The 20215-nt window shown below is 67.0% G+C and carries 24 protein-coding genes; 15 read left to right on the top strand and 9 right to left on the bottom strand.

The window, feature by feature from the left end:
* Positions 1-49: 49 nt before the first annotated feature.
* The 6 genes from TEF_10445 to TEF_10420 all read left to right on the top strand — a co-directional run bounded on the left by TEF_10445 (position 50) and on the right by TEF_10420 (position 5402).
* A complete protein-coding gene (locus TEF_10445) occupies positions 50-934 on the top strand; it encodes a glycerol-3-phosphate transporter permease (GenBank protein ANK81171.1) in 885 nt (294 codons plus the stop codon).
* A 1-nt stretch (position 935) separates the two neighbouring features.
* The gene (locus TEF_10440) at positions 936-1784 is read left to right on the top strand and encodes a glycerol-3-phosphate transporter (protein ID ANK81170.1); all 849 of its coding nucleotides are present in this window, start codon (positions 936-938) and stop codon (positions 1782-1784) included.
* Between the two features lie 7 nt (positions 1785-1791).
* Positions 1792-2847 carry a sn-glycerol-3-phosphate ABC transporter ATP-binding protein UgpC gene (locus TEF_10435; protein ID ANK81169.1) on the top strand — a complete coding sequence of 352 codons (1056 nt, stop codon included), beginning with the start codon at positions 1792-1794 and terminating at the stop codon, positions 2845-2847.
* Positions 2848-2909: 62 nt separating this feature from the next.
* Complete coding sequence (locus TEF_10430) at positions 2910-4226, top strand: ribosomal protein S12 methylthiotransferase (protein ID ANK81168.1); 1317 nt, start codon at positions 2910-2912, stop codon at positions 4224-4226.
* 189 nt (positions 4227-4415) lie between these two features.
* Positions 4416-4784 carry a hypothetical protein gene (locus TEF_10425; GenBank protein ANK81167.1) on the top strand — a complete coding sequence of 123 codons (369 nt, stop codon included), beginning with the start codon at positions 4416-4418 and terminating at the stop codon, positions 4782-4784.
* Between the two features lie 225 nt (positions 4785-5009).
* Positions 5010-5402 (top strand): hypothetical protein, encoded by a 393-nt coding sequence (locus TEF_10420; GenBank protein ANK81166.1) that lies wholly within the window; start codon positions 5010-5012, stop codon positions 5400-5402.
* Between the two features lie 83 nt (positions 5403-5485).
* Here TEF_10420 and TEF_10415 read toward each other — a convergent pair whose 3' ends face one another.
* Positions 5486-6448 (bottom strand): hypothetical protein, encoded by a 963-nt coding sequence (locus TEF_10415; GenBank protein ANK81165.1) that lies wholly within the window; start codon positions 6446-6448, stop codon positions 5486-5488.
* A 381-nt stretch (positions 6449-6829) separates the two neighbouring features.
* Here TEF_10415 and TEF_10410 point away from each other — a divergent pair, with 381 nt between their 5' ends.
* The 7 genes from TEF_10410 (at position 6830) to TEF_10380 (ending at position 11530) form a co-directional block, all read left to right on the top strand.
* On the top strand, positions 6830-7072 hold the full coding sequence (locus tag TEF_10410; protein ANK81164.1) for a hypothetical protein: 243 nt from the start codon (positions 6830-6832) through the stop codon (positions 7070-7072).
* A 131-nt stretch (positions 7073-7203) separates the two neighbouring features.
* Complete coding sequence (locus TEF_10405; protein ANK81163.1) at positions 7204-7896, top strand: hypothetical protein; 693 nt, start codon at positions 7204-7206, stop codon at positions 7894-7896.
* A 242-nt stretch (positions 7897-8138) separates the two neighbouring features.
* Positions 8139-8663: a hypothetical protein gene (locus TEF_10400; GenBank protein ANK81162.1), complete on the top strand. Its 525-nt coding sequence runs from the start codon at positions 8139-8141 to the stop codon at positions 8661-8663.
* 202 nt (positions 8664-8865) lie between these two features.
* Positions 8866-9555 carry a hypothetical protein gene (locus TEF_10395; protein ID ANK81161.1) on the top strand — a complete coding sequence of 230 codons (690 nt, stop codon included), beginning with the start codon at positions 8866-8868 and terminating at the stop codon, positions 9553-9555.
* A gap of 279 nt (positions 9556-9834) precedes the next feature.
* Complete coding sequence (locus TEF_10390; protein ID ANK81160.1) at positions 9835-10131, top strand: hypothetical protein; 297 nt, start codon at positions 9835-9837, stop codon at positions 10129-10131.
* Positions 10132-10234: 103 nt separating this feature from the next.
* Complete coding sequence (locus TEF_10385) at positions 10235-10594, top strand: hypothetical protein (protein ID ANK81159.1); 360 nt, start codon at positions 10235-10237, stop codon at positions 10592-10594.
* 288 nt (positions 10595-10882) lie between these two features.
* Positions 10883-11530, top strand: coding sequence for a hypothetical protein (locus tag TEF_10380; protein ID ANK81158.1), 648 nt, complete (start codon positions 10883-10885; stop codon positions 11528-11530).
* Positions 11531-11609: 79 nt separating this feature from the next.
* Here TEF_10380 and TEF_10375 read toward each other — a convergent pair whose 3' ends face one another.
* The 5 genes from TEF_10375 to TEF_10355 are packed head-to-tail and all read right to left on the bottom strand — an operon-like array spanning position 11610 to position 15635.
* Positions 11610-12389 carry a polyphosphate kinase gene (locus tag TEF_10375; GenBank protein ID ANK81157.1) on the bottom strand — a complete coding sequence of 260 codons (780 nt, stop codon included), beginning with the start codon at positions 12387-12389 and terminating at the stop codon, positions 11610-11612.
* A gap of 6 nt (positions 12390-12395) precedes the next feature.
* Entirely contained in the window at positions 12396-12710 is a 315-nt protein-coding gene (locus TEF_10370) for a ferredoxin (GenBank protein ANK81156.1), read from the bottom strand.
* Positions 12711-12745: 35 nt separating this feature from the next.
* A complete protein-coding gene (locus tag TEF_10365; GenBank protein ANK81155.1) occupies positions 12746-13957 on the bottom strand; it encodes a hypothetical protein in 1212 nt (403 codons plus the stop codon).
* 56 nt (positions 13958-14013) lie between these two features.
* Complete coding sequence (locus TEF_10360; protein ID ANK81154.1) at positions 14014-15003, bottom strand: hypothetical protein; 990 nt, start codon at positions 15001-15003, stop codon at positions 14014-14016.
* Positions 14991-15635, bottom strand: coding sequence for a hypothetical protein (locus TEF_10355; protein ID ANK81153.1), 645 nt, complete (start codon positions 15633-15635; stop codon positions 14991-14993). Before TEF_10355 ends, TEF_10360 begins: the two co-directional genes overlap by 13 nt.
* A 241-nt stretch (positions 15636-15876) precedes the next feature.
* Here TEF_10355 and TEF_10350 point away from each other — a divergent pair, with 241 nt between their 5' ends.
* Positions 15877-16515 (top strand): NAD(P)H:quinone oxidoreductase, type IV, encoded by a 639-nt coding sequence (locus TEF_10350; protein ID ANK81152.1) that lies wholly within the window; start codon positions 15877-15879, stop codon positions 16513-16515.
* Here the strand turns inward: TEF_10350 and TEF_10345 are convergent.
* Positions 16481-16897: a hypothetical protein gene (locus TEF_10345; protein ANK81151.1), complete on the bottom strand. Its 417-nt coding sequence runs from the start codon at positions 16895-16897 to the stop codon at positions 16481-16483. The genes TEF_10350 and TEF_10345 overlap by 35 nt on opposite strands.
* Before the next feature lie 59 nt (positions 16898-16956).
* Between TEF_10345 and TEF_10340 the strand changes: the two genes are divergently transcribed.
* A complete protein-coding gene (locus tag TEF_10340) occupies positions 16957-17988 on the top strand; it encodes a hypothetical protein (protein ANK81150.1) in 1032 nt (343 codons plus the stop codon).
* A gap of 155 nt (positions 17989-18143) precedes the next feature.
* Here the strand turns inward: TEF_10340 and TEF_10335 are convergent, their stop codons facing one another.
* A complete protein-coding gene (locus TEF_10335) occupies positions 18144-19532 on the bottom strand; it encodes a hypothetical protein (protein ID ANK81149.1) in 1389 nt (462 codons plus the stop codon).
* Between the two features lie 243 nt (positions 19533-19775).
* Positions 19776-20165 (bottom strand): hypothetical protein, encoded by a 390-nt coding sequence (locus TEF_10330; protein ID ANK81148.1) that lies wholly within the window; start codon positions 20163-20165, stop codon positions 19776-19778.
* Positions 20166-20215 lie beyond the last annotated feature (50 nt).

Genomic DNA, 20215 nt, shown 5'->3' with positions numbered 1-20215 from the left:
CTGCACCACTCCCGATCGACCTCAAGACGATTGATCCCCGACGGACGAACTGCATTTGAAACGCGCGATCTTCAAGCACCGCTGGCTGCCCTACGCCCTGCTCGCGCCGCAGCTCGCCATCACCTTCGTGTTCTTCATCTGGCCGGCCAGCCAGGCGCTGTGGCAGAGCGTGCTGCGCGAAGACGCCTGGGGCCTGCGCTCGGAGTTCATCGGACTCGAGAACTTCGCCGAGCTTTTCGCCAACCCGCTCTATCTTCATTCCTTCCAGATCACGGTGATCTTCTCGGCGCTCGTCACCCTGCTGTCGATGTCGATCTCGCTCCTGCTGGCGGTCAACGCCGACCGGGTGATCCGCGGCGCGTCGGCCTACAAGACCTTGCTGATCTGGCCCTATGCCGTGGCGCCGGCGGTCGCCGGGGTGCTCTGGTTCTTCATGTTCAACCCCACCATCGGCATCCTAGCCTGGCTGCTGAAGGGCGTCGGCGTCGACTGGAACCACTACCAGGACGGGACCGACGCCATGGCGCTGATCGTCATTGCCGCCGTCTGGAAGCAGATAAGCTACAATTTCCTGTTCTTTCTGGCGGGGCTGCAGGCGATTCCGAAAAGCCTGATAGAGGCGGCGGCCATCGATGGCGCGGGTCCGGTCCGTCGCTTCTGGACGATCATCTTCCCGCTGCTCTCGCCCACCACCTTCTTCCTGCTGGTGGTCAACATCGTCTACGCCTTCTTCGATACCTTCGGCATCGTCCACGCGACCACAGACGGCGGCCCAGCGGGCGCGACCTCCATCCTGGTCTACAAGGTCTACAATGACGGCTTCGTCGGCCTCGATCTGGGCGGTTCGGCGGCGCAGTCCGTGGTGCTGATGGTCGTCGTCATCGCGCTGACGGTGGTCCAGTTCCGCTACATCGAACGGCGGGTTCAGTACTGACATGGTCGAAAACCGCCCCGTCCTGCGCTTCGTCACGCACCTGATCCTGATCGCGGGCGCAGTGGTGACCCTGCTGCCGATCTGGATCACCTTCGTCGCCTCCACCCATCCGCCTTCGGAGCTGCAGACCTCGCCCATTCCCATGTGGCCGGGCGACCGCTTCTTCGAGAACTACGCCGCGGTTCTCGGCAGCGGCATTGCCGACGCCGGCGGCGTCCCGGTCTGGCTGATGATGCTGAACAGCCTGGCGATGGCGCTGCTGATCACGGTGGGCAAGATCGCCATCTCGCTGACCGCCGCCTTCGCCATCGTCTATTTCCGCTTTCCCTTCAGGATGGCGTGTTTCTGGAGCATCTTCGTGACGCTGATGCTGCCGGTCGAGGTGCGTATCCTGCCGACATTCAAGGTCGTCGCCGATCTGGGGATGCTGAATTCCTATGCCGGCCTGTCGGTGCCACTGATCGCGTCGGCGACCGCGACCTTCCTGTTCCGGCAGTTCTTCATGACGGTGCCGGACGAACTGGCCGAGGCCGCGCGCATCGACGGGGCCATCCCGATGCGGTTCTTCCGGGACATCCTGCTGCCGCTGTCGCGAACCAACATCGCGGCGCTGTTCGTCATCCTCTTCATCTACGGCTGGAACCAGTATCTCTGGCCCCTGCTCATCACCACCGACGAGGACTTCTACACCATCGTCATGGGCATTCAGCGGATGGTGAACGCGGCCGAGCAGCTTCCCGTCTGGCACTACGTCATGGCCACGGCGATGCTGGCCATGATCCCCCCGGTGGCCGTCGTCATCTTCATGCAGCGCCAGTTCGTCAAGGGACTGGTGGAAACGGAGAAATAGCACGCCCATGGGTTCCATCAGCTTCCGCGACGTACGCAAATCCTACGGCGATCTCCAGGTCGTCCACGGCATCGATCTGGAGGTCGCCGAGGGGGAGTTCATCGTCATTCTGGGGCCGTCGGGCTGCGGCAAGTCCACGCTGCTGCGCATGGTGGCCGGACTTGAGGAAATCTCGGGCGGCGAGATCGACATCGACGGGCGGGTGGTCAACGGCCTGGAGCCAGCCCAGCGCGACATCGCCATGGTGTTCCAGAACTACGCCCTCTACCCGCACATGTCGGTCTACCGGAACATGGCCTATGGCCTGACCATCAAGGGCATGCCGAAGGCGGAGGTCGAGACGCGGGTCCACAAGGCGGCGGAGATCCTGGAACTGATGCCCTTCCTGGCGCGCAAGCCCCGGGAGCTTTCCGGCGGACAGCGCCAGCGCGTCGCCATGGGCCGCGCCATCGTGCGCGAACCGAGCGTCTTTCTGTTCGACGAGCCGCTGTCGAATCTGGACGCCAAGCTGCGCGCGCAGATGCGGCTGGAGATCCACAAGCTGCAGGCGGAACTCGGCAAGACAACGCTCTACGTCACACACGACCAGGTCGAGGCGATGACGCTGGGCCACCGCATCGTGGTGATGAACGCCGGCCGCGCGGAGCAGATCGGCACCCCGGCCGACGTCTACGAGCGCCCGGCCACGACCTTCGTCGCGGGCTTCATCGGCACACCGCCCATGAGTCTGCTGGAAGGCCGCGCCAGCGAGGACGGTTGCACCGTCGAGTTGTCGGGCGGCATCCGGGTGCCGACGCCGCTCCGGCTCGCGGCGGGCCGGCCAGTGATCGCCGGCATCCGGCCCGAGAACGTGGAACTGGACCCCGAGGGTCCGATCGAGCTGAAGACGGATCTGGTGGAGGTGCTGGGCGCGGACCAGATCGCGCATCTCCGCGCCGATGGCGTCGACCTCCCTGCCCGGCTGCCCCGCCACCAGCCGGTGCGCGCCGGCGAAATGGTCAGGATTTCGATCCAGCCCGGCGATGTCCGCCTGTTCGATCCTGAAACCGGCCATGCAATCTGAACGCCGTTGGCCGCCACGTCCCGGCTTCCCATGGCGCGCGCGCTCGCGTAGAAGCCGCGCCCATGAATACGCATGTCCCGAAGATCGGCATCGTCAGCCTGGGCTGTCCCAAGGCGCTGGTGGATTCCGAACGGATCATCACCTCGCTCCGCGCCGAGGGCTATGAACTCTCACCGGAATATGCCGGCGCCGACGCGGTGATCGTGAACACCTGCGGTTTCCTCGATTCGGCCAAGGCGGAGAGCCTGGACGCCATCGGCGAGGCCATGCGGGAGAACGGCCGCGTCATCGTCACCGGCTGCATGGGCGTCGACGAGGCGGCAATCCGGGCGAATCATCCGGGCGTCCTGGCCGTCACCGGGCCCCACCAGTACGAGCAGGTCGTCGAGGCGGTGCACGCCCATGCCCCGCCGCCGCCGGAGCCCTTCACGCAGCTGGTGCCGGAAGCCGGGCTGAAACTGACGCCTCGGCACTACGCCTATCTGAAGATCTCGGAAGGCTGCAATCATTCCTGCAGCTTCTGCATCATCCCGTCCATGCGCGGCAAACTGGCCAGCCGGCCCGCGGCCAAGGTGCTCTACGAGGCCGAGCGGCTGGTCCAGGCGGGGGTGCAGGAGCTTCTGGTCATCTCCCAGGACACCTCGGCCTATGGCGTCGACATCAGGCATCAGGCCACGCCCTGGCACGGCGAGCCGGTGAAGGCGCACATTTACGACCTGGCCGAGGCGCTGGGCCGGCTCGGCGTCTGGGTCCGGCTGCACTACGTCTACCCCTACCCGCACGTGGACCGGCTGATCCCGCTGATGGCGGAGGAGAAGATCCTCCCCTACATCGATATTCCTTTCCAGCACGCCAGCCCGACCGTGCTGAAGGCGATGCGCCGGCCGGCCCATCAGGAACGGACCCTGGACCGCATCGCCGACTGGCGGCGTCAGGCGCCGGACCTGACGATCCGTTCCACCTTCATCGTCGGCTTTCCCGGCGAGACGGAAGAGGATTTCCGCTACCTGCTCGACTGGCTGGAGGAGGCGCAGCTGGATCGCGTCGGCTGCTTCAAATTCGAGCCGGTTGCCGGCGCCGCCGCCAACGAGCTGCCCGGCGCGGTACCGGAAGAGATCAAGGAAGAACGCTGGCATCGCTTCATGACCGCCCAGGCGGCGATCAGCGAACGGCGCATGAAGCGGAAGATCGGCTGGAAAATCGACGTCCTGATTGACGAGGCCGACGAGGACGGCGCGATCGGGCGCTCGAAATCCGACGCGCCGGAGATCGACGGATGCGTCTTCCTCAACGGCGAGACCGGTCTGCAGCCGGGCGACATGGTCCGGGCCGAGGTGGTCGAGGCCGATCACTACGATCTGTGGGCGCGTCTCGCCTGAGCCGCCGCCGTCCGGCAAGGGACGAACGCGAGGCCGTGTTCGCTGCGCCGTCACAGATCGGTCGCAGGCCGGCCCCGTCATGGTCCCGACCCCTTTCCCAGATTCCCTGAAGGGCCGGGTTCGCGCGCCGGCAAAGGGCGCCCGAACCGAACGGCTCGTGAGAAGCAACAACAATCAGGGAGTACCGTGATGAAACCGACCCTGCTGACCGCAGCCCTTGCCCTGCTGGCGACCGCCAGCGGCGCCGCCCTCGCCGACCCGAAGGACGAGGTTCTGAACCTGTCCGGGGGCGATGCCCGCGGCATCCTGATCGACCGCGACGGCGACGGCCGCGGGGATGAGCGCGCCACCGTCCTGGGTCAGGTCTCCGAGATCCGCGGCGACGTTCATTACGCCCGCTACGCGGTCGACCTCGACGATGACGGCGTCGCCGATCGCTGGGTGGTCCGTGCCAAGACCATCGGCGCCGCCCGCGAAATGGCGCTGAACGCGACTCCGGGCGGCCCGCCTGCCGACACCGACGTCGGCGCCGGCGACCCGATCATCCCGACCGAGTAGCATTCTGTGGTCCGGGGGAGGACGCCGGCCTTCTCCCCCGAGACCTCTCGCCGATCGCACACCATCCTGTCGCCATGCGGGCGAATTCGCCTCAGGGGGCGGCAATCCCGCGCATGTGCCGGTTCAAATTCCACGCTCTGGGGCCATGTGGTCGAGAGAGGCGCGGACCCGCCCATAAAATCCAACAATCGCAATGGGTTCGCGTCAGTCGAAAGGAGGCACAGTATGCGTAACGTACTCCTCGGAACAACCACAGCAATTCTTCTCGCGACCGCGTCGGCGGCGGCGCTGGCGCAGTCAAGCGTCAGCGACGATACCGACATCGTTCACAGTCAGATGGCGGCCCAGGGTCTCGAGAGCTCCGCTCCGACGGTAATCGAGAACTGGCGCGCCCGTCAGCGGGCTGGTTATGAGGGCGGCACGCCGGTCATGCCGGGCATGACCCGCAATGACCCGCCTCTTTCGAAGAAGTATACGGTGACCGATCGCGACGATATCCCGGCGCCGGCCAAGCAGGCGACCAGGGACTGGCAGGCGTTGCCGAACCCCGCTGACACGGTCGACCCCACACCAGCACCGCAACCGGACACCGGTGAAGGTGACGTGGCGCTCGACTGACCCTTCGCGACAGTTGCCACGAGATGCCGGGCGCCGCATGGCGCCCGGCTTTTTACTGCCTGAGAACAAACCCTGTGGCCGGATCAGCCTTGCGGCACATTGTCGGCCATGTACGCGCCACGCTCGCCGACCGGCCGCGGATGGCCGATCGTCGTGTCAGCTTGCGTCTGATGCTCCATCTCCGCGCTGAGCAGCGCGCCGAGCAGGACGACGAACGCGCTGACATAAAGCCACATCAGGAGCGCGATGACCGCGCCGATCGAGCCATAGGTCTCATTGTAGCTGGCGAAGTTGGCGACATAGACCGAGAACAGCGCCGAACCCACCGCCCAGAGAACCACCGCGGCCACCACCCCCCAGGCGACCCAGATCAGGCGCGCCTTCCGCCGGCAGGGGCCGTGGCGATAGAGAATGGCCAACGCGGCGAACAGCGCGCCGAGCGCGATGGGCCAGCGCAGGATCGCGGCGAGCCATTCCCCGACCGCGCCGAAATTGAAGAGATTCAACACCACCGGGGTCAGCACCACCGCGGCCAGGGCGACAACGCCGACGACGATCAGCAGCGCCGTCAGGGTCAGGGAAACCAGGATCTCGCGCAGCAGCCCACGCCGGCCGTTCTCGCGGTAGATCACGCCCAGGCCCGTGACCAGGGCCAGCACACCCGCGCGTGCGCTCCAGATGGCGACGCCGAGCGACAGGATCGCCGCCAGACCGACTGCAGCGCCCTCGCCCCGGGTCAGGCTCCGGACCTGTTCCTCGAGGACAGAGAGCACCGTCTCGGGCAGAAAGTTTCCGGCCATCGCCAGAAGGGGTTCCACGTCGGCCGGATCGGCAAAGAAACCGTAGAAGCCGACCAGGGCCGCGATCGCCGGAAACAGCGCCAGCATGGCGAAGAAGGCGACCCCGGCGGCGATCAGGGAAAGGTTGTCCTGACCGATCCGGTCCTTCACCCGCGAGAGAATTGACGACCAGTCGTCCCGGCCGAAGCCGGCCGGGCTGGCGATATTGTCCTCCCGGCCGGGTCCGCGTCTGGCGTCAAGTGCCATGGTCGGCGGCCTCCCTTCCTCGCAGGACGCAGATCGCTCGTCCCTGGACGGCAGTTGGCGATCGCCCGTGTCGTTTCAATCGTCACGCGGCCGCCGGAGCGTCAGCTCACGCTACCACGAACCGAGGAGGCTCTCTGATCGCTCCGGCCTCGCGGCGCGTCAAACGAGCGCACAATTCAGGAACGATATCCTTTCTTATCAGTTAGTTGAAAAGCATTTCTGACGGTTCAGGAGACCCTGAGCCGGAATTTGATCGGCGCCCCGGTTCAACTCCGGATGTGGATGTCCACCTGTCGGCTCAACGGCGTCGGGTACTCCGGACAGCGCCACGCCAGGAAGAGAAACAAGAGCAGTCCGTCCACTCCCACAAGGAGCATCGACATGCGGAAGACGATCGTGACCACTGCCACCGCGCTGCTGATGACCGCCGGCGCCGCGTCGGCCGCCGACGATGGCGAGGACGCCGAGGCCAGCGCCGATACCGGCGTCAGCGTGCAGAGCTATGGCATCAGCAACGAAGTCGTGGCCGGCGCCGATACGGACGCCGAGAAGGACGGTGAAGCCGAAACCACATCGGGCCTCGATGCGTCCGGCGATGCGTCCGCGTCCAGCGACACGGACTGAGGCGCCGGACCTTCACGAACGCGGTTTCCGGCGGCGGCCGACAGGCCCGATGGAGCCGACGCCGCGCACCGGCCGATGCGCCGGCGGAACCGCCAATCCGACATCAAGAAGAAGAAAGAGAGAGTACAACCATGCGTAGGACAATCATCGGAACTTCGACCGCGCTGCTGCTCGCCGGCGTTTCCGCGCAGGTCCTGGCAGCGGACACCATCAAGATCGACCGTGACCGCGACGGCACGGCGGAGATGGAGGGCGTGATCATGGCCGGTATCGACCATGACCGCGACGCGGGAACCCCTCAGCTATATGCCGTCGACACCGACAATGACGGCGACGCCGAGAGCTGGGTCATGCGCGATGCCTCCGCCGAGGCCGGCGCATACTATCATGCCTACAGGGGCTACCAGATGCCGGCCTATGACGGCGAGCGCCGCGCCATGGTGGACATGGACAATGACGGCATTGCCGAAGCCGACGCCCGCGTCCTGGCGGACTTCGATCTCGATGGCGAAGGCGAGCAGCCGACGCACTATGCCGTCGATGTCGACGGCGACGGCTACGCCGACCGCTGGGTCTACTACAACGCCGACCTTCAGACCGAGGGCTCGACCCGCGGTCACCAGGTCGCCAGCGACTATCTGGAGATTACAGAGGCCGAGCAGGTTGCAGCGGATATCTCCGCGGTGAGCGGCGCGAACCAGCTGGATGACGAGACGGGCCCCAACCCGCTCGACAGCACCCGCTCCAATCCGGGGGAGCCCTCGGATCTGGACACCGGCGCTGACGCCTCCTATGGCGATAACACCGGCGTCGACGATCAGTAGGATCGGTGGACAGGTGTCGTGTCGGGCGTCAGCCCGACACCTCACTCCATGCCTCATGGAAAGCCCCGGCGCGCCGGCCGCGCGCCGGGGCTTCTCGTCCGCCGGTGCGCGATTCTGACCCGTACGGTACAAATCCGCACACTCGCTCCCACGTGGAAGGGACGGGAGGCGTTCGATGCGCCTGTCCCGCAGTTGGGAAAGAAGAAGAATGCGTAAGGAGCGAGATTATGCGTAAGGCGCTCATGATGACCCCGATTGCCGTGCTGATGGCGGCAATGCCGCTTTCCGCCGGCGCCGCCGATGCGGATACCAGCGCGAAGGCGAAGATCAAGACCGGCGTGATGGACAAGACCCGATCGGACCTGAACTATCCGCGCGCCCGGATCGACGACAACAACGACGGGACCGTCGATGCCGAGGGCAATATCGTCGCTGGCATCGACCATGACCGCGATCCCGCCAGCCCCTATCTCTACGCCGTTGACCTGGATGGCGACGGCGTCGGCGACCGCTGGGTCAGCCGTGCCGGAGGCGCGGACTACTACACCACCTACGCCGACTACGAGATGGATCCCCGCACATCGAACCGCAGCGCCTGGCTGGATATGGACCAGGATGGCGTGGCCGAGACCCGCGCGGATGTCGTGGCCGACTACGGCATGGAAGGCGACGTGCCCATGCATTACGCCGTCGACGTGGACGGCGACGGCTACGCCGACCGCTGGGTCTACCACAATGAAGGGCTGCAGGTGGAAGGCAGCTCCTGAGGCCGCGGCCTGAAACCCGGACCAGGCGAGAAGCACGGCTGCGGCCGGTTTCTCGTCCGGGTCCCGGGCCCCATGTCGCACCCACGGTTCAAATCGGGCGGCGGAGCGCCACCTGCCCTGCATCGGCGGCGCGCAACGCCGCGCTCCCGATTTGACAACAACAAGAACGAACAGGAGCGAGAGAGTAATGCGTAGAACGCTCATGATCACCCCGATCGCCATGCTGATGGCGACCACCGCCCTGGCGGCAGACACCGACGTCGATGTCGAGACCAAGTTCGACCCGGACACCACGCCGGGCAACTCCAGTTCCACAATGGAAGCCACCCGTTCCGATCCGGGCACCCCGGCTGACGTGATGGACCGCGGCGAAAACGTGACCGCAGGCGTCTCCACCTTCAACGAAGTACAGGTCGAGGCATACGAGGACGTCGAGATGGATGACGGAACCGTGTACCGCGAGCCGCGCACAGTGCGTTTCGACACCGACGCCGACGGCCAGCTGGACACCGAGGGCCAGGTCGTCTCCTACCGCAATCGCGCGGACGGATCGTCGGCCCCTGCGCTCTACTACGTCGATATCGACGGCGATCGCGATCCCGAGACGTGGATCATCCGCCGCAGCGGACTCGCCGCTGAAGCGGACGCCGAGTACACGATGCGCGAGGACGCCGAGTTCGCCATGCGCGACAATGTGGAAGCCGGAGACGAGGACCGTTTCTTCTTCGACCCCGAGTTCGACTTCTGGGAGGATGGCGATCTCGCCTATGAAGAGAACGACGAAACGATCACCCTGGTCGGCGCGCAGCGAAGCCCGAGCCCCAACGCCACAGGCGATGCTGGCGACGCCCCCGGCGCTGCCGGCGGCAGCACCGGCGACGGTGACAACTGATCGACACGGCCTTTGGCAGAAGTCCAGTCAGCCGCAGATCCTGATCTGCACTGATTGAAGATCGTCATAATGAAATCCCGGCCGGGCCCGTCCCGGACCGGGATTTCTCTTTCCGGGCAATTCACAACCCATTTTCGTAGTAAAATGATCCGCCGTGACAAAGACGGTCACAATCTTTTCGGGCGGTTCAAATGGCTCTTCGACAGCATACATGAGAGTCACGGGCAGCCAGATTTGCGCTGTCCGAGTACAAGAACAAGAATGCGTAGGAGTTCAGTCATGCGAAATGCGCTTTTCATCACCCCGATCGCGATACTCATGGCCGGCAGCGCCATGGCCGCCGAGGCGGACCTCAAGGCTGCCGCAGAAGCCGAGAACAAGGTCATCATCGACGAGGATGCGCCGGAGGATGTCTACCCCCGCCCCAAGGGCGAGACCAACACCGTCTTCGCGCCGGAGCCGGGCGTCGTGGAGATGTCGCCCGAGCACCTGGTGCCGGCCGATGAAGCCGAGGTCGTGACGGTTCCCGAAGCGGAGACCGAAGCCGAGGCGGACGCAGCGACCGGCGCCGAATAACGCTCGGGAGCGACCGGCCGGCGTCTCGCCGGCCGGCCCCCCGCGAGCGAATCCGATCCGACCATTCACAGCCAGAAAGGAGGACAGGCAGATGCGACATGCATTGCTGGCCATTCCCGCCGCCGTCCTCATCGCCGGCGCCGCAGGCGCCGCGGAGACGACGGACCGGGACCACCGCCTCGACAATGTCACCACCTCCGACGTGAAGCAGGACTACGACATCGCCGGCGACGGCGCGGCGGCCGAACTGGGCCGCGCGGTCTCGACGCCGGGCGCGGTCGAGGAGACCACGGGACCGCTGGGCGACGCTGTCGATCCCGGCGAGCGCCCGAACGCCCCCACCGAGGAGGGCAGCGTGATCACGCCGGATGAGCTCGCCGGCTCGGCCGAGGAGATGAGGGAGATGGACGCCCACTTCGACGGCGTCGGCGAAGAGAAGGTGCGGACCCAGGGCGCCGAATAGGCCCGCCACGATGGTCCGAACGGCGAAAGGCCTCGTCCCCCGGGACGGGGCTTTTCGTCTGTCCGGCCCCCTCTCCCCGCCCGTGGCGCGAAGCCATCGACCGCGGGGCACTGCCGCCTGGGGCCGGGCGGTGACCGGTCTGTGACGCCTCGGAGCGGCGGTTCAAACGCTCCCGCATCGGCCTATCTGACAGGTATCGGCGGCGCGGATGAACCGGACGAGAAGAAGCCGGGCCCGACGTCGCCGAGCCGACTGTACAACAACCAGAAACAAGTGGAGGTCTTCGCAATGCGCAAGACTCTGATCATGACTTCGATCGCAGCCCTGTTCGCCGGTTCGGCGATGGCTGCGGACATGAAGGCGGAAGCCGACGCCGACACCAAGCTGAAGGCCGGCGTCGAGGCCGGAACCGAGAGCGGCGCCAAGGCCGATGCTGACGCCAAGGCCGATACGGACGCCAAGGCGGGCATGAAGGCCGAGGAAGAGACCGGCGCCGAAGCGGACGCCGAGGCGGGCGCCGGCGCTGACGTCGATGCCGGCGCGGACACCGATGCCGGGATCTCGACCGAGGGCGACAGCTCCGCCATCGACGGCGCGGGCGACGCCGTGGGCGGCGTGGTGGATGAAGCCGGCGACATGGCCGACGACACCGCCGTCGGCGTGGGCGACACCACCGGCCAGGCCATCACCGTGGCCGAAGCGGTCGGCAAGGACGTGCGCGACAGCGCCGGCGAGAAGGTCGGCAAGGTTGTCGGCGTGCTGCACGACAGTTCGGGCGGCGTGAAGTCGGTGCTGGTCGAGACCGGCGGCATCCTGCTGGGCCTGGGTTCGCGGACCGTCGAGGTCCCGGCCAACCAGGTCAACGTCGACACCGAGGCGGCCGTGGTCGCCATGAGCGAGGCCGAGATCGAGTCCCTGCCCGAATACCAGGGCTGACCTTCGGCGACACGTGCGAAGACCGGACGCCCCCGGAGTTTACGCTCCGGGGGCGTTCCCGTTTGCGCGGCCGGCGCGTTCAGTCGCCCTTCAGCCGCTCGGCCGCCAGCGCCTCGACATCCGGATCGAGCGGCGGCGGCCCGAGATCGACGCCGGCGCCCAGATGCTCGGCCACCTGACTCAACGCGGCGATGCGGCCATGGCGCTTCTGCTCGCCGGAGATCACCCGCCAGGGCGCGTCCGGCCTGTCGGTCCGCGCCAGCATTTCATCGATCGCAGCCTCGTAGGCGTCCCGCCGCTCTACGTTGCGGAAGTCCTCGACCGTCAGCTTCCAGCGCTTCCAGGGGTCGTCCAGCCGGGCGCGGAACCGCCGTTCCTGCTCCTCGGCGGAGACATGCAGGAACAGCTTCACGACCCGCACGCCGTCATTCGTCAGCATCCGCTCGAAATTGTTGATCTCGTCATAGGCGCGCCGCCACTCCGCCTCTTCGGCGAAGCCCTCGACGCGTTCGACCAGCACCCGCCCGTACCAGGAGCGGTCGAAGATCGCGACCATCCCGGGCTCGGGCAACCGCGCCCAGAACCGCTCGAGGTAATGGCGGCCATGGAAGTGCGCTTTCGGCGCCGCGATGGGCCAGACCTGGAAGCCGCGCGGATCCATCCTGGCCGTCATGCGTCGGATCAGGCCGCCCTTGCCGGCCGCGTCCCAGCCTTCGAGCACAATGCAGGCCCTCAGGTCGAAGCGCCGATAGGCCAGTTCGATCGTCCGCATCGCGTGCTGGAGGTCGTCGAGCCGCGCCGCATAGTCCTTCCTGCCGATCATGGCATCCAGATCGACGGCGGCGAGACGCGACTCCATCGCGGCTCAGGCCTCGGGGGCGATGGTCAACGTCAGGCCGTCGAGGTCTTCGGTCATCTCGATCTGGCAGGAAAGGCGCGAGTTCGGCTGGTAGGTCGGCTCATCGCTCACCAGTTCGTGCTCGTCGGTTTCCTGCGCCGGCAGCTTATCCAGCCAGGTCGGGTCGACATAGACGTGACAGGTGGCGCAGGAACAGGAACCGCCGCAGATCGCTTCGACCTCGTAGTCGTTGTCGCGCAGGTTCTCCATCACGGAGATGCCGGCTTCCGCTTCGAAGTCGGAGGTCTCCCCGGCGCGGTTGGTGACGTGGATTGTCGGCATGACTTCCCCTTGTTCAGCCGTGACTCGTGCTCGTTTCAGACTTCCTTGACCGGAATGGCCGTGTCGGCAAGACGCGCGGGATCGACATCGCGTCCTTCGCCGATCCACTTGCGGCCGCGGACATAGTCGCCGCCGACATTGATCGCGTTGACGCCGGTGACCTTGCCCTCGCGGAGATAGAAGACCGAGAAGGCGCCGCTCGCCGGGTCGCCGCGAACGACGACCCGGTCACCCGGCCCGGGCAGGCCCGCCATCTGCAGCTTCAGGTCGAACTGATCGGACCAGAACCAGGGCACCTCGGCATAGTCGGCGCCCTTGCCCTGCCATTCATTGGCGATGCAGCGGGCCTGGTCGACGGCGTTCTGCACCGATTCCAGACGGAGCCGCCGCCCCAGCAGGGCGTTGGGATGGTCGGTGCAGTCGCCGGCGGCGTAGATCGCCGGATCCGAGGTCCGGGCCCGTTCATCGACGACGATGCCGTCGCCAATCGCAAGGCCCGCCGTCTCGGCCAGTTCGACATTCGGGATGACGCCGATGCCCACCACGACCAGGTCGCAGTCATGGCGCTGGCCTGCGGTATCGACCACCGCTTCGACCCGGTCGGTTCCGACGAATTCGGCGACGCCGGTGTTCAGCAGGATCTCGACGCCATGCCTGCGGTGCTGGTCCTCGTAGAAACGGGAGACGGGCTCGGCCACGGCACGCGCCATGACACGGTCCATCATCTCGATCACCTTCACACGGCAGCCGGTTGTCGACAGCGCCGCCGCCGCCTCCAGCCCGATATAGCCGCCGCCGATGACCACGACGCGGCTGCCCTCACGCGCCTCGGCGCGGATGGCTTCCGTGTCGGCGATCGCGCGGATGTAGTGGACGCCCGACAGGGCCGAGCCGGGAATGTCGATACGGCGCAGCCGGGCGCCGGTGCAGAGCGCCAGCAGGTCATAGTCGAGCGCCGAGCCGTCCGAGAGCATGACCTTCCGGCACTTCCGGTCGATCACGTCGCAGCGCACGCCCAGCTTCAGGTCGATGCCCTTCTTCTCGTAGAAGTCGGCGGGCCGGAGAAATGTCTTCTCCACCGGGATCTCGCCGGCCAGGAGCTGTTTCGACAGCGGCGGACGTTCGTAGGGCGGCCAGGTCTCCTCCCCCACCAGGGTGATGTCGAAGGCCTCGCCTGCGCGGGCAAGCTGCGCCGCCAGGATACCGCCGGCATGGCCGGCGCCGATGATCACTGCTTTCTGGCTCATGCCGACCTTCTTACGCAAAGACGGGGGACGAAGGAAGACGCGACGGGCCCTCGCGATCAGACCCCGAAGGGCGCGCGCGGACCGTCGAGCGAAGCGGCGAGGAAGATCAGTCCGAAAGCCAGCAGGGCGAGCGCGCCGAGAACCTTCAGCCCCACCTCGATCCGCCCGATCCAGACCATGTCGCGGGTGGCGAGACCGAGAGCGAGGCGCTTGGACGCCAGGGTGAGAACGGCCAGCGCCGAGACGGTGACCGCCGTTCCCATCGACATGGCGAAGGTCGCGCCGACGCCGGCCCAGTACAGGCCGTTGGCGATGGCGAAGACGAGGACGATCAGCGCCCCGCCGCAGGGCCGGATCCCGACCGCCAGCACGATGGGCAGGGCGCGCCGGATGGTGAGCGGCTCCCGCGTCAGCACCGCCACGTCGGGCCCATGGTGATGATGGTGGTGGTGATCGTGCCCGTGATCCTGCTCATCATGGCTGTGCCGGTGATGTCGATGCCCGCGCCCCGTCGCCGCCTGCCAGAGCAGCCAGGCGCCGATCGCCGCGATCAGGCCGAAACTCGCCTGCTCCAGCGACCAGGCCGCGTCGAGCAGCCGTTGTCCCACGAGGTCGAAGGCCCAGGCGCCGCCGAAGACCAGCGCGATCGCGCTCACGCCTTGCGCCACCGAAGACAGCAAGGCCAGCAGGACGCCCTGCCGGACCGCACGTTCGTTGGCCAGAAGGTAGGACGTGATCACCGCCTTGCCGTGCCCCGGGCCGACGGCGTGGAAGACCCCGTAGAGCAGGCTGATGGCGATGAGTCCCCAGGCGGTCGAGAGGCTGTAATCCTGCTTCAGCACCCGGACGGCCCCGGCCAGCTGGCGGTAGAGTTCGCCCTGGATGCGGCGGACCTCCGACATCGCCTCACCGTACCAGGAAGGTTTCGCTGCTTCCGCCTGCGGCGCCGGTCCGCGCTGAAAGGGCGAAGTCTGCTGGGCCGCGGCGGGATCCGACACGATCAGGAAGGCCAGCAGAACGCCGGCAAGAAGAATCAGCCGCCGCATCTCAGGCTGACGACCGGTGCGAAGGCGGCGGCCCAGGCGCTGTCCTGCGTGAGGGACGCGACATCGGTGTCGGATACGTTCTCGGGCTGCTCGCCTGCCGCCATTCCGACGGCGGTGCACCCGGCAGGGGCGTCGCCGACAAGCGCGACCTCCGCGGCCGGGTCGGTATCGAAGGCGACGTAGTAGCTCGGGTCCACCGTGCGCAGGCGAATGGCGACCGAGGCCGGGCTGACCGGATATTCCAGCGGCAGGACGAACCACATCACCAGCACGCCGTCGTCCTCTTCCGCCCCGAACTCCGTCACTTGGCCGAAGCCGGCGTCGGCCGTGCCGACCAGGAGCTCAGTGAAGTAGTTCCATTCCGCCAGATGGCCGACATTGGTGGCGGCGAGTTCGGCGAGTTCCGCCTCCGACGTCTTGCCGTCGCTGTCGGCGTCGGAGCCCTGGATGGCGAAGGCGGAATACAGATCGTCGAAACGCCATGTGGTGCGCACAGCGGAGACGCGGCCCTGATCGTCGAAGATGAAGGCGGTTCTGGTGTCGACCCAGACATGCGGATGCGCGCTGACCGCAGTCGCCGCCAGCAGCGACAGCGCCGCCGCCAGAATGGCCGAAACAAACACGCGTCCCATTCCACTGACCTCCGAACCGGTGAGCCTTCCTATCACACGCGGCGCCCGGTGCGCATCGGGGAATCGCCGTGCGTCCGCGGAAACGAAGCGTTTCCATCGCCGGGGCCTGACTCGGGACGCAGGGGGCATATCTCCGGTGCAGCAGCGTCTACCGAGCGGGCGGACATGTCGCTGTCGTCGGAAACCCGCCCCTCCCCCACATCGGTCACAACGGCCGGGTACAACAAGAAAGGTATTCCTCATGACCAAGGTACTGGTTCTCTACTACAGCGCGTTCGGCCACGTCGAAACCATGGCCAAGGCCGTGGCCGAAGGCGCGCAGTCCGTCGCGGGCGCCAAGGTTGACCTGAAGCGCGTCCCGGAGACGGTCCCCGATGACATCGTGCAGGAGAAGGGCTTCAAGCGCGACCAGGACGTCGAGATCGCCAGCCCGGAAGAGCTGGAAAACTACGACGCCATCATCTTCGGCACGCCTACCCGTTTCGGCATGATGTGCGGGCAGATGCGCAATTTCCTCGACCAGACCGGGGCGCTCTGGGCCACGGGCAAGCTGGTCGGCAAGGTCGGCGGCGTCTTCACTTCATCGGCCACCCAGCACGGCGGTCAGGAGAGCACGATCCTCTCCTTCCACACCACGTTGCTGCACCAGGGCATGGTCGTCGCCGGGCTGCCCTACGCCTTCCAGGGCCAGATGGGTCTGGACGAGATCAAGGGCGGTTCGCCCTACGGCGCCTCCACCATCGCCGGTGGCGACGGTTCGCGGCAGCCGTCCGAGGTCGAGCTGGAGGGCGCCCGCTTCCAGGGCCGCCACATCACCGAGATCGCGAGCCGGCTGAAGGGTCAGCTCAGTTCGGGCGTGCCGGCGGCGGAGGCGGCGTAGCTCCCGCCTCCTCGTCGCAGATCACGGCGTAGGGCGCGTCGAGGCGCTGTCCGCGATAGCGGATGGCGCCCGTGCGCGTGTCCACCGTGACCTCGCCGGCGTTGACATCCACTTCATCGAGAAAGGGCGGGGCGACCGCGAGAAACTCGGTAATCGGGATCAGCAGCTGGATCGAGACCTCGGACGGCGGCGTGACATTGGAACCGCCGCCGATGTCGGCAGGTACAACTGGCCGGCCATGGACGTCGACACCTGGTTGGTAGGCGACGTCCGGCGCCGGCCGGTGCAGCTCCGCCAAGCGGCAGCGGCCTTCCTCGATCACCACGGTCTGGGCGGAGGCGGCGAAGGGCAGAAGACACAGCAGGGCGGAAATCCATCGCATCCCGGCAGCCTGCCCGACTATCCTCAGCAAAACCTTAAAACGCCCCCTGAGGAACCGCCTTGCCGAAGATCGTCTACCTCGACGCCTTTCCCGCCGACAACGCGCTCGACATCCTCAAGCCGCATGCGCCGGGACTCGAGGTCGTCCGGATCGGCCGCGACCAGCCGCTCGAGGACAGCTTCGCCGCGCTCGCTGATACGCATGCCTATCAGTGCGTGCCGGCGCGCGACGAAGTGCCGGAACCATTGCGCATTCATCGGGAGTTCCTGGCACGCGCGCCGGAACTGCTTGTCGTCTCCTCGGGCGGTTCGGGGGTCGATACCTTCGACATCGACGCCTGCACCGAGGCCGGCGTCCTGGTGGTCAACCAGGCCGGCGGCAATGCCGAGGCCGTGGCCGAACACGCGCTGGGCATGATGCTGATGCTGCTGAAGAAGGCGCCACAGTCCGACCGGGCGTTGCGGCGCGGCTGGAACGGCGCGCGCATCGAGTTCCGCGGCGCCGATCTGCTGGGCAAGACGGTCGGCATCGTCGGCCTGGGCCATGTCGGCGCGCGCGTGGCCGAAATCTGCCGCACCGCGTTCCGCTGCGAGGTGCTGGCCCATGACCCCTATATCGCCCGCGCCGATTTCGCGGAACGCCATGCGATTCAGGCGGATTTCGCGGACCTGCTGGCGCGGGCCGACATCGTCACCGTCCACACCCCGCTGACGCCCGAGACCCGCAGCATGATGGACGCCGCCGCCTTCGGGCGCATGAAGCCGGGGGCGCTGTTCATCACCACGGCGCGCGGTTCGATCCATGACGAGGCGGCGCTGGCCGATGCGCTGGAAAGCGGTCGTCTGGGCGGCGCCGGCCTCGATGTCTGGGACACCGAGCCGCCGCCGGCGGATCATCCCCTTCTCGGCTTCGACAACGTCATCGCCACGCCGCACACGGCGGGCGTGACGAAGGACAGCCGGGAACGCATGGCCGAGTATGCCGCAACGCAACTGATCGACCTGATGGCCGGCGGCGACCCTGCACGGCCCATCAATCCGGAGGTCCTGCCCCGCTACCGCGCCCGGTTCCGGGAGATACTGGGCGGCTGAGCCCGCATGGACGCATTGCAAGGTGGGCAGCCAGAGATGTCATCCCCGTCGGCGCGAAGCGGCGCGCGGGGATCGGGACGCCGGCAATGCCTCGTGGCAATCGCCAACCGATGCCCGCGTCCCTGCGGGAGCGGGCATGACACCACAAATTTTTCTCAGTCCTGCTCCAGCAGTTCCGGGGCGATGGCGTCCTCGATCAGTTCGTCCGGCAGGCGCTTCTTGGTCTTCGCGCCGAGCTGGCGCAGCGATTCGGCCTGGTTGACCAGATTGCCCCGGCCGGTCGAGAGCTTGCCCATCGCCTGATCGTGAGCCTGGGTCGCGGAATCCAGACCCTTGCGGATCCGCGACATGTCGGAGACGAAGCCCTCGAACTTGTCGTAGAGCAGGCCCGCGCGGCTGGCGATCTCCTCGGCGTTCTTCTGCTGGCGCTCCACCTGCCAGAGGTTCGCCACCGTACGCAGCAGGGTGATCAGCGTGGTCGGCGTGGCGATTGTGATGTTCTGGCCGATGGCGAAGCCGGTCAGGTCCGGCGCCGTTTCCAGCGCCGCGGCGAAGGCGCCCTCGATCGGCACGAACATGATGACGTAGTCGGGGGTCACGCCGGCGATGCGGCTGTAGTCCTTCGACGACAGATCCCGGATATGGCCACGCAGCGAATCGACGTGCCGCTTCAGCCCGGCGGCGCGGCCGGCTTCGTCCTCCGCGTTGACGAATTCCTCGAAGGCGACGAGGGAAACCTTTGAATCCACGATGATCTTGTGATCGTTGGGCAGGTTGACCACGACGTCGGGACGGAGCCGGCGTCCGTCTTCCATCGTCTCGCTCTGCTGGGTCGCGTACTCCTCGCCCTCGCGCAGACCGGATTTCTCCAGGATGGTGGAGAGGATCATCTCGCCCCAGGCGCCCTGGGTCTGAGTACGGCCCTTGAGCGCCCGGGTGAGGTTCAGAGTTTCCCGGGTCATCTCCCCGCTGCGCTCGCTCAGCATGCGGATCTGCTCGGCCAGCGTCGCGCGGCCCGTCGCCGCCTCCTGCTGGGCGTGGGTCATGCCCTGCTGGAACTCGACGATCTTCTGGCGCAGCGGGTTCAGCAGGCCCTCGATCTGCTCGCGGTTCTGCTGGCGGAAGGTCTGGCCGTGTTTCGCCATCACCTCCTCGGCCAGCAGGCGGAACTCCTTCGTCATCGCCTCCCGGGCGTCCTTGAGTTCCGTGATCTGCTGCTCGGCGCGTTCGGCGTCCTTCTGCCGTTCGACCCGGAGCGTGGCGAGGTCGCGCTCCAGCGTGCCCGCCCGGTTCCGCTCCGCCTCCAGCCGCGCCTCCAGCTTCGCCGTCGCCTCGCGGGCCTCCCGCTCGTCGGCTTCGAGACGGCGCACCGCCTCCTCCAGGCGCGCGGCCTGCCCCTCGGCGGCAACGCGGGCGTCGCGTTCGGCCGCGGCGTCACCGTTTCCCGAGGCGGCCCGGCGCACGGCGAGATAGGCCGCGACCGCCACGAGAACCGCGGCGGCCAGGGCGACCGCCGCCACGGGTCCGATTCCGGCCATGTCCATTCCCGGTCTCCTTCGGCTGCAAGGGGACCAATCTAGCCGAGTCGCGAACGGACTGCGAACGTGCTATGGAGGAAAAATGAGCGAGGAAGGCTACATCATAGCCCGCGTGGTGTTCCTGCTGGCGGTGCTGATCCTGGTGGTGCCGGCCTTCGTGCGCATGCGGCCCGACATGCGGACGGCGCTGCGGCACGTGGCGCTGTGGATGGGCCTGACGGCAGCCGCGGCGATCGCCTACCGGCTGCTCTACAACTGAACCAGTTCCGCGTTTTCCTGCGCCGCCCGGCGATCTTCCTGATGACGGATCTCGGCTTCGCGCGCCGCGGAAAAGGCCGGACGAAGGCGCTGCGCCAGAGACACTCGCCCCTGCTCCAGCGCCTGCTCCACCGCGGCCGCAATCTTGTCGGTCAGGCGCCGCATGTAGGGCTCCTTCTGGGAGAGCTTGCGCACGCAGCGGCGCATCCGCACGCGCGAGACGATGCGCTCGATCTCGCCGCTCTCCAGCGCCTCGATCATCTGCGCCGTGGTGATGTTCTCCGCCTCCGGCCCGAAGCGGCGGACCAGATCCTCGGCCTGCCAGCGTTCCTCGTCGGTGAATTCGTCCAGTTCGCCAATCGCGGCCTTCAGTGCCGTCATCGTCTCATCTCCTGATCGGGGCGATGCCAATCGCACCAGCCATTCGTGAA

This window comes from Rhizobiales bacterium NRL2 (assembly GCA_001664005.1).
In the GTDB taxonomy this organism is placed as follows: domain Bacteria; phylum Pseudomonadota; class Alphaproteobacteria; order Minwuiales; family Minwuiaceae; genus Minwuia.
Note: the sequence above shows the minus strand (reverse complement) of the source record. Positions and strands in the feature narration are given on the sequence as shown.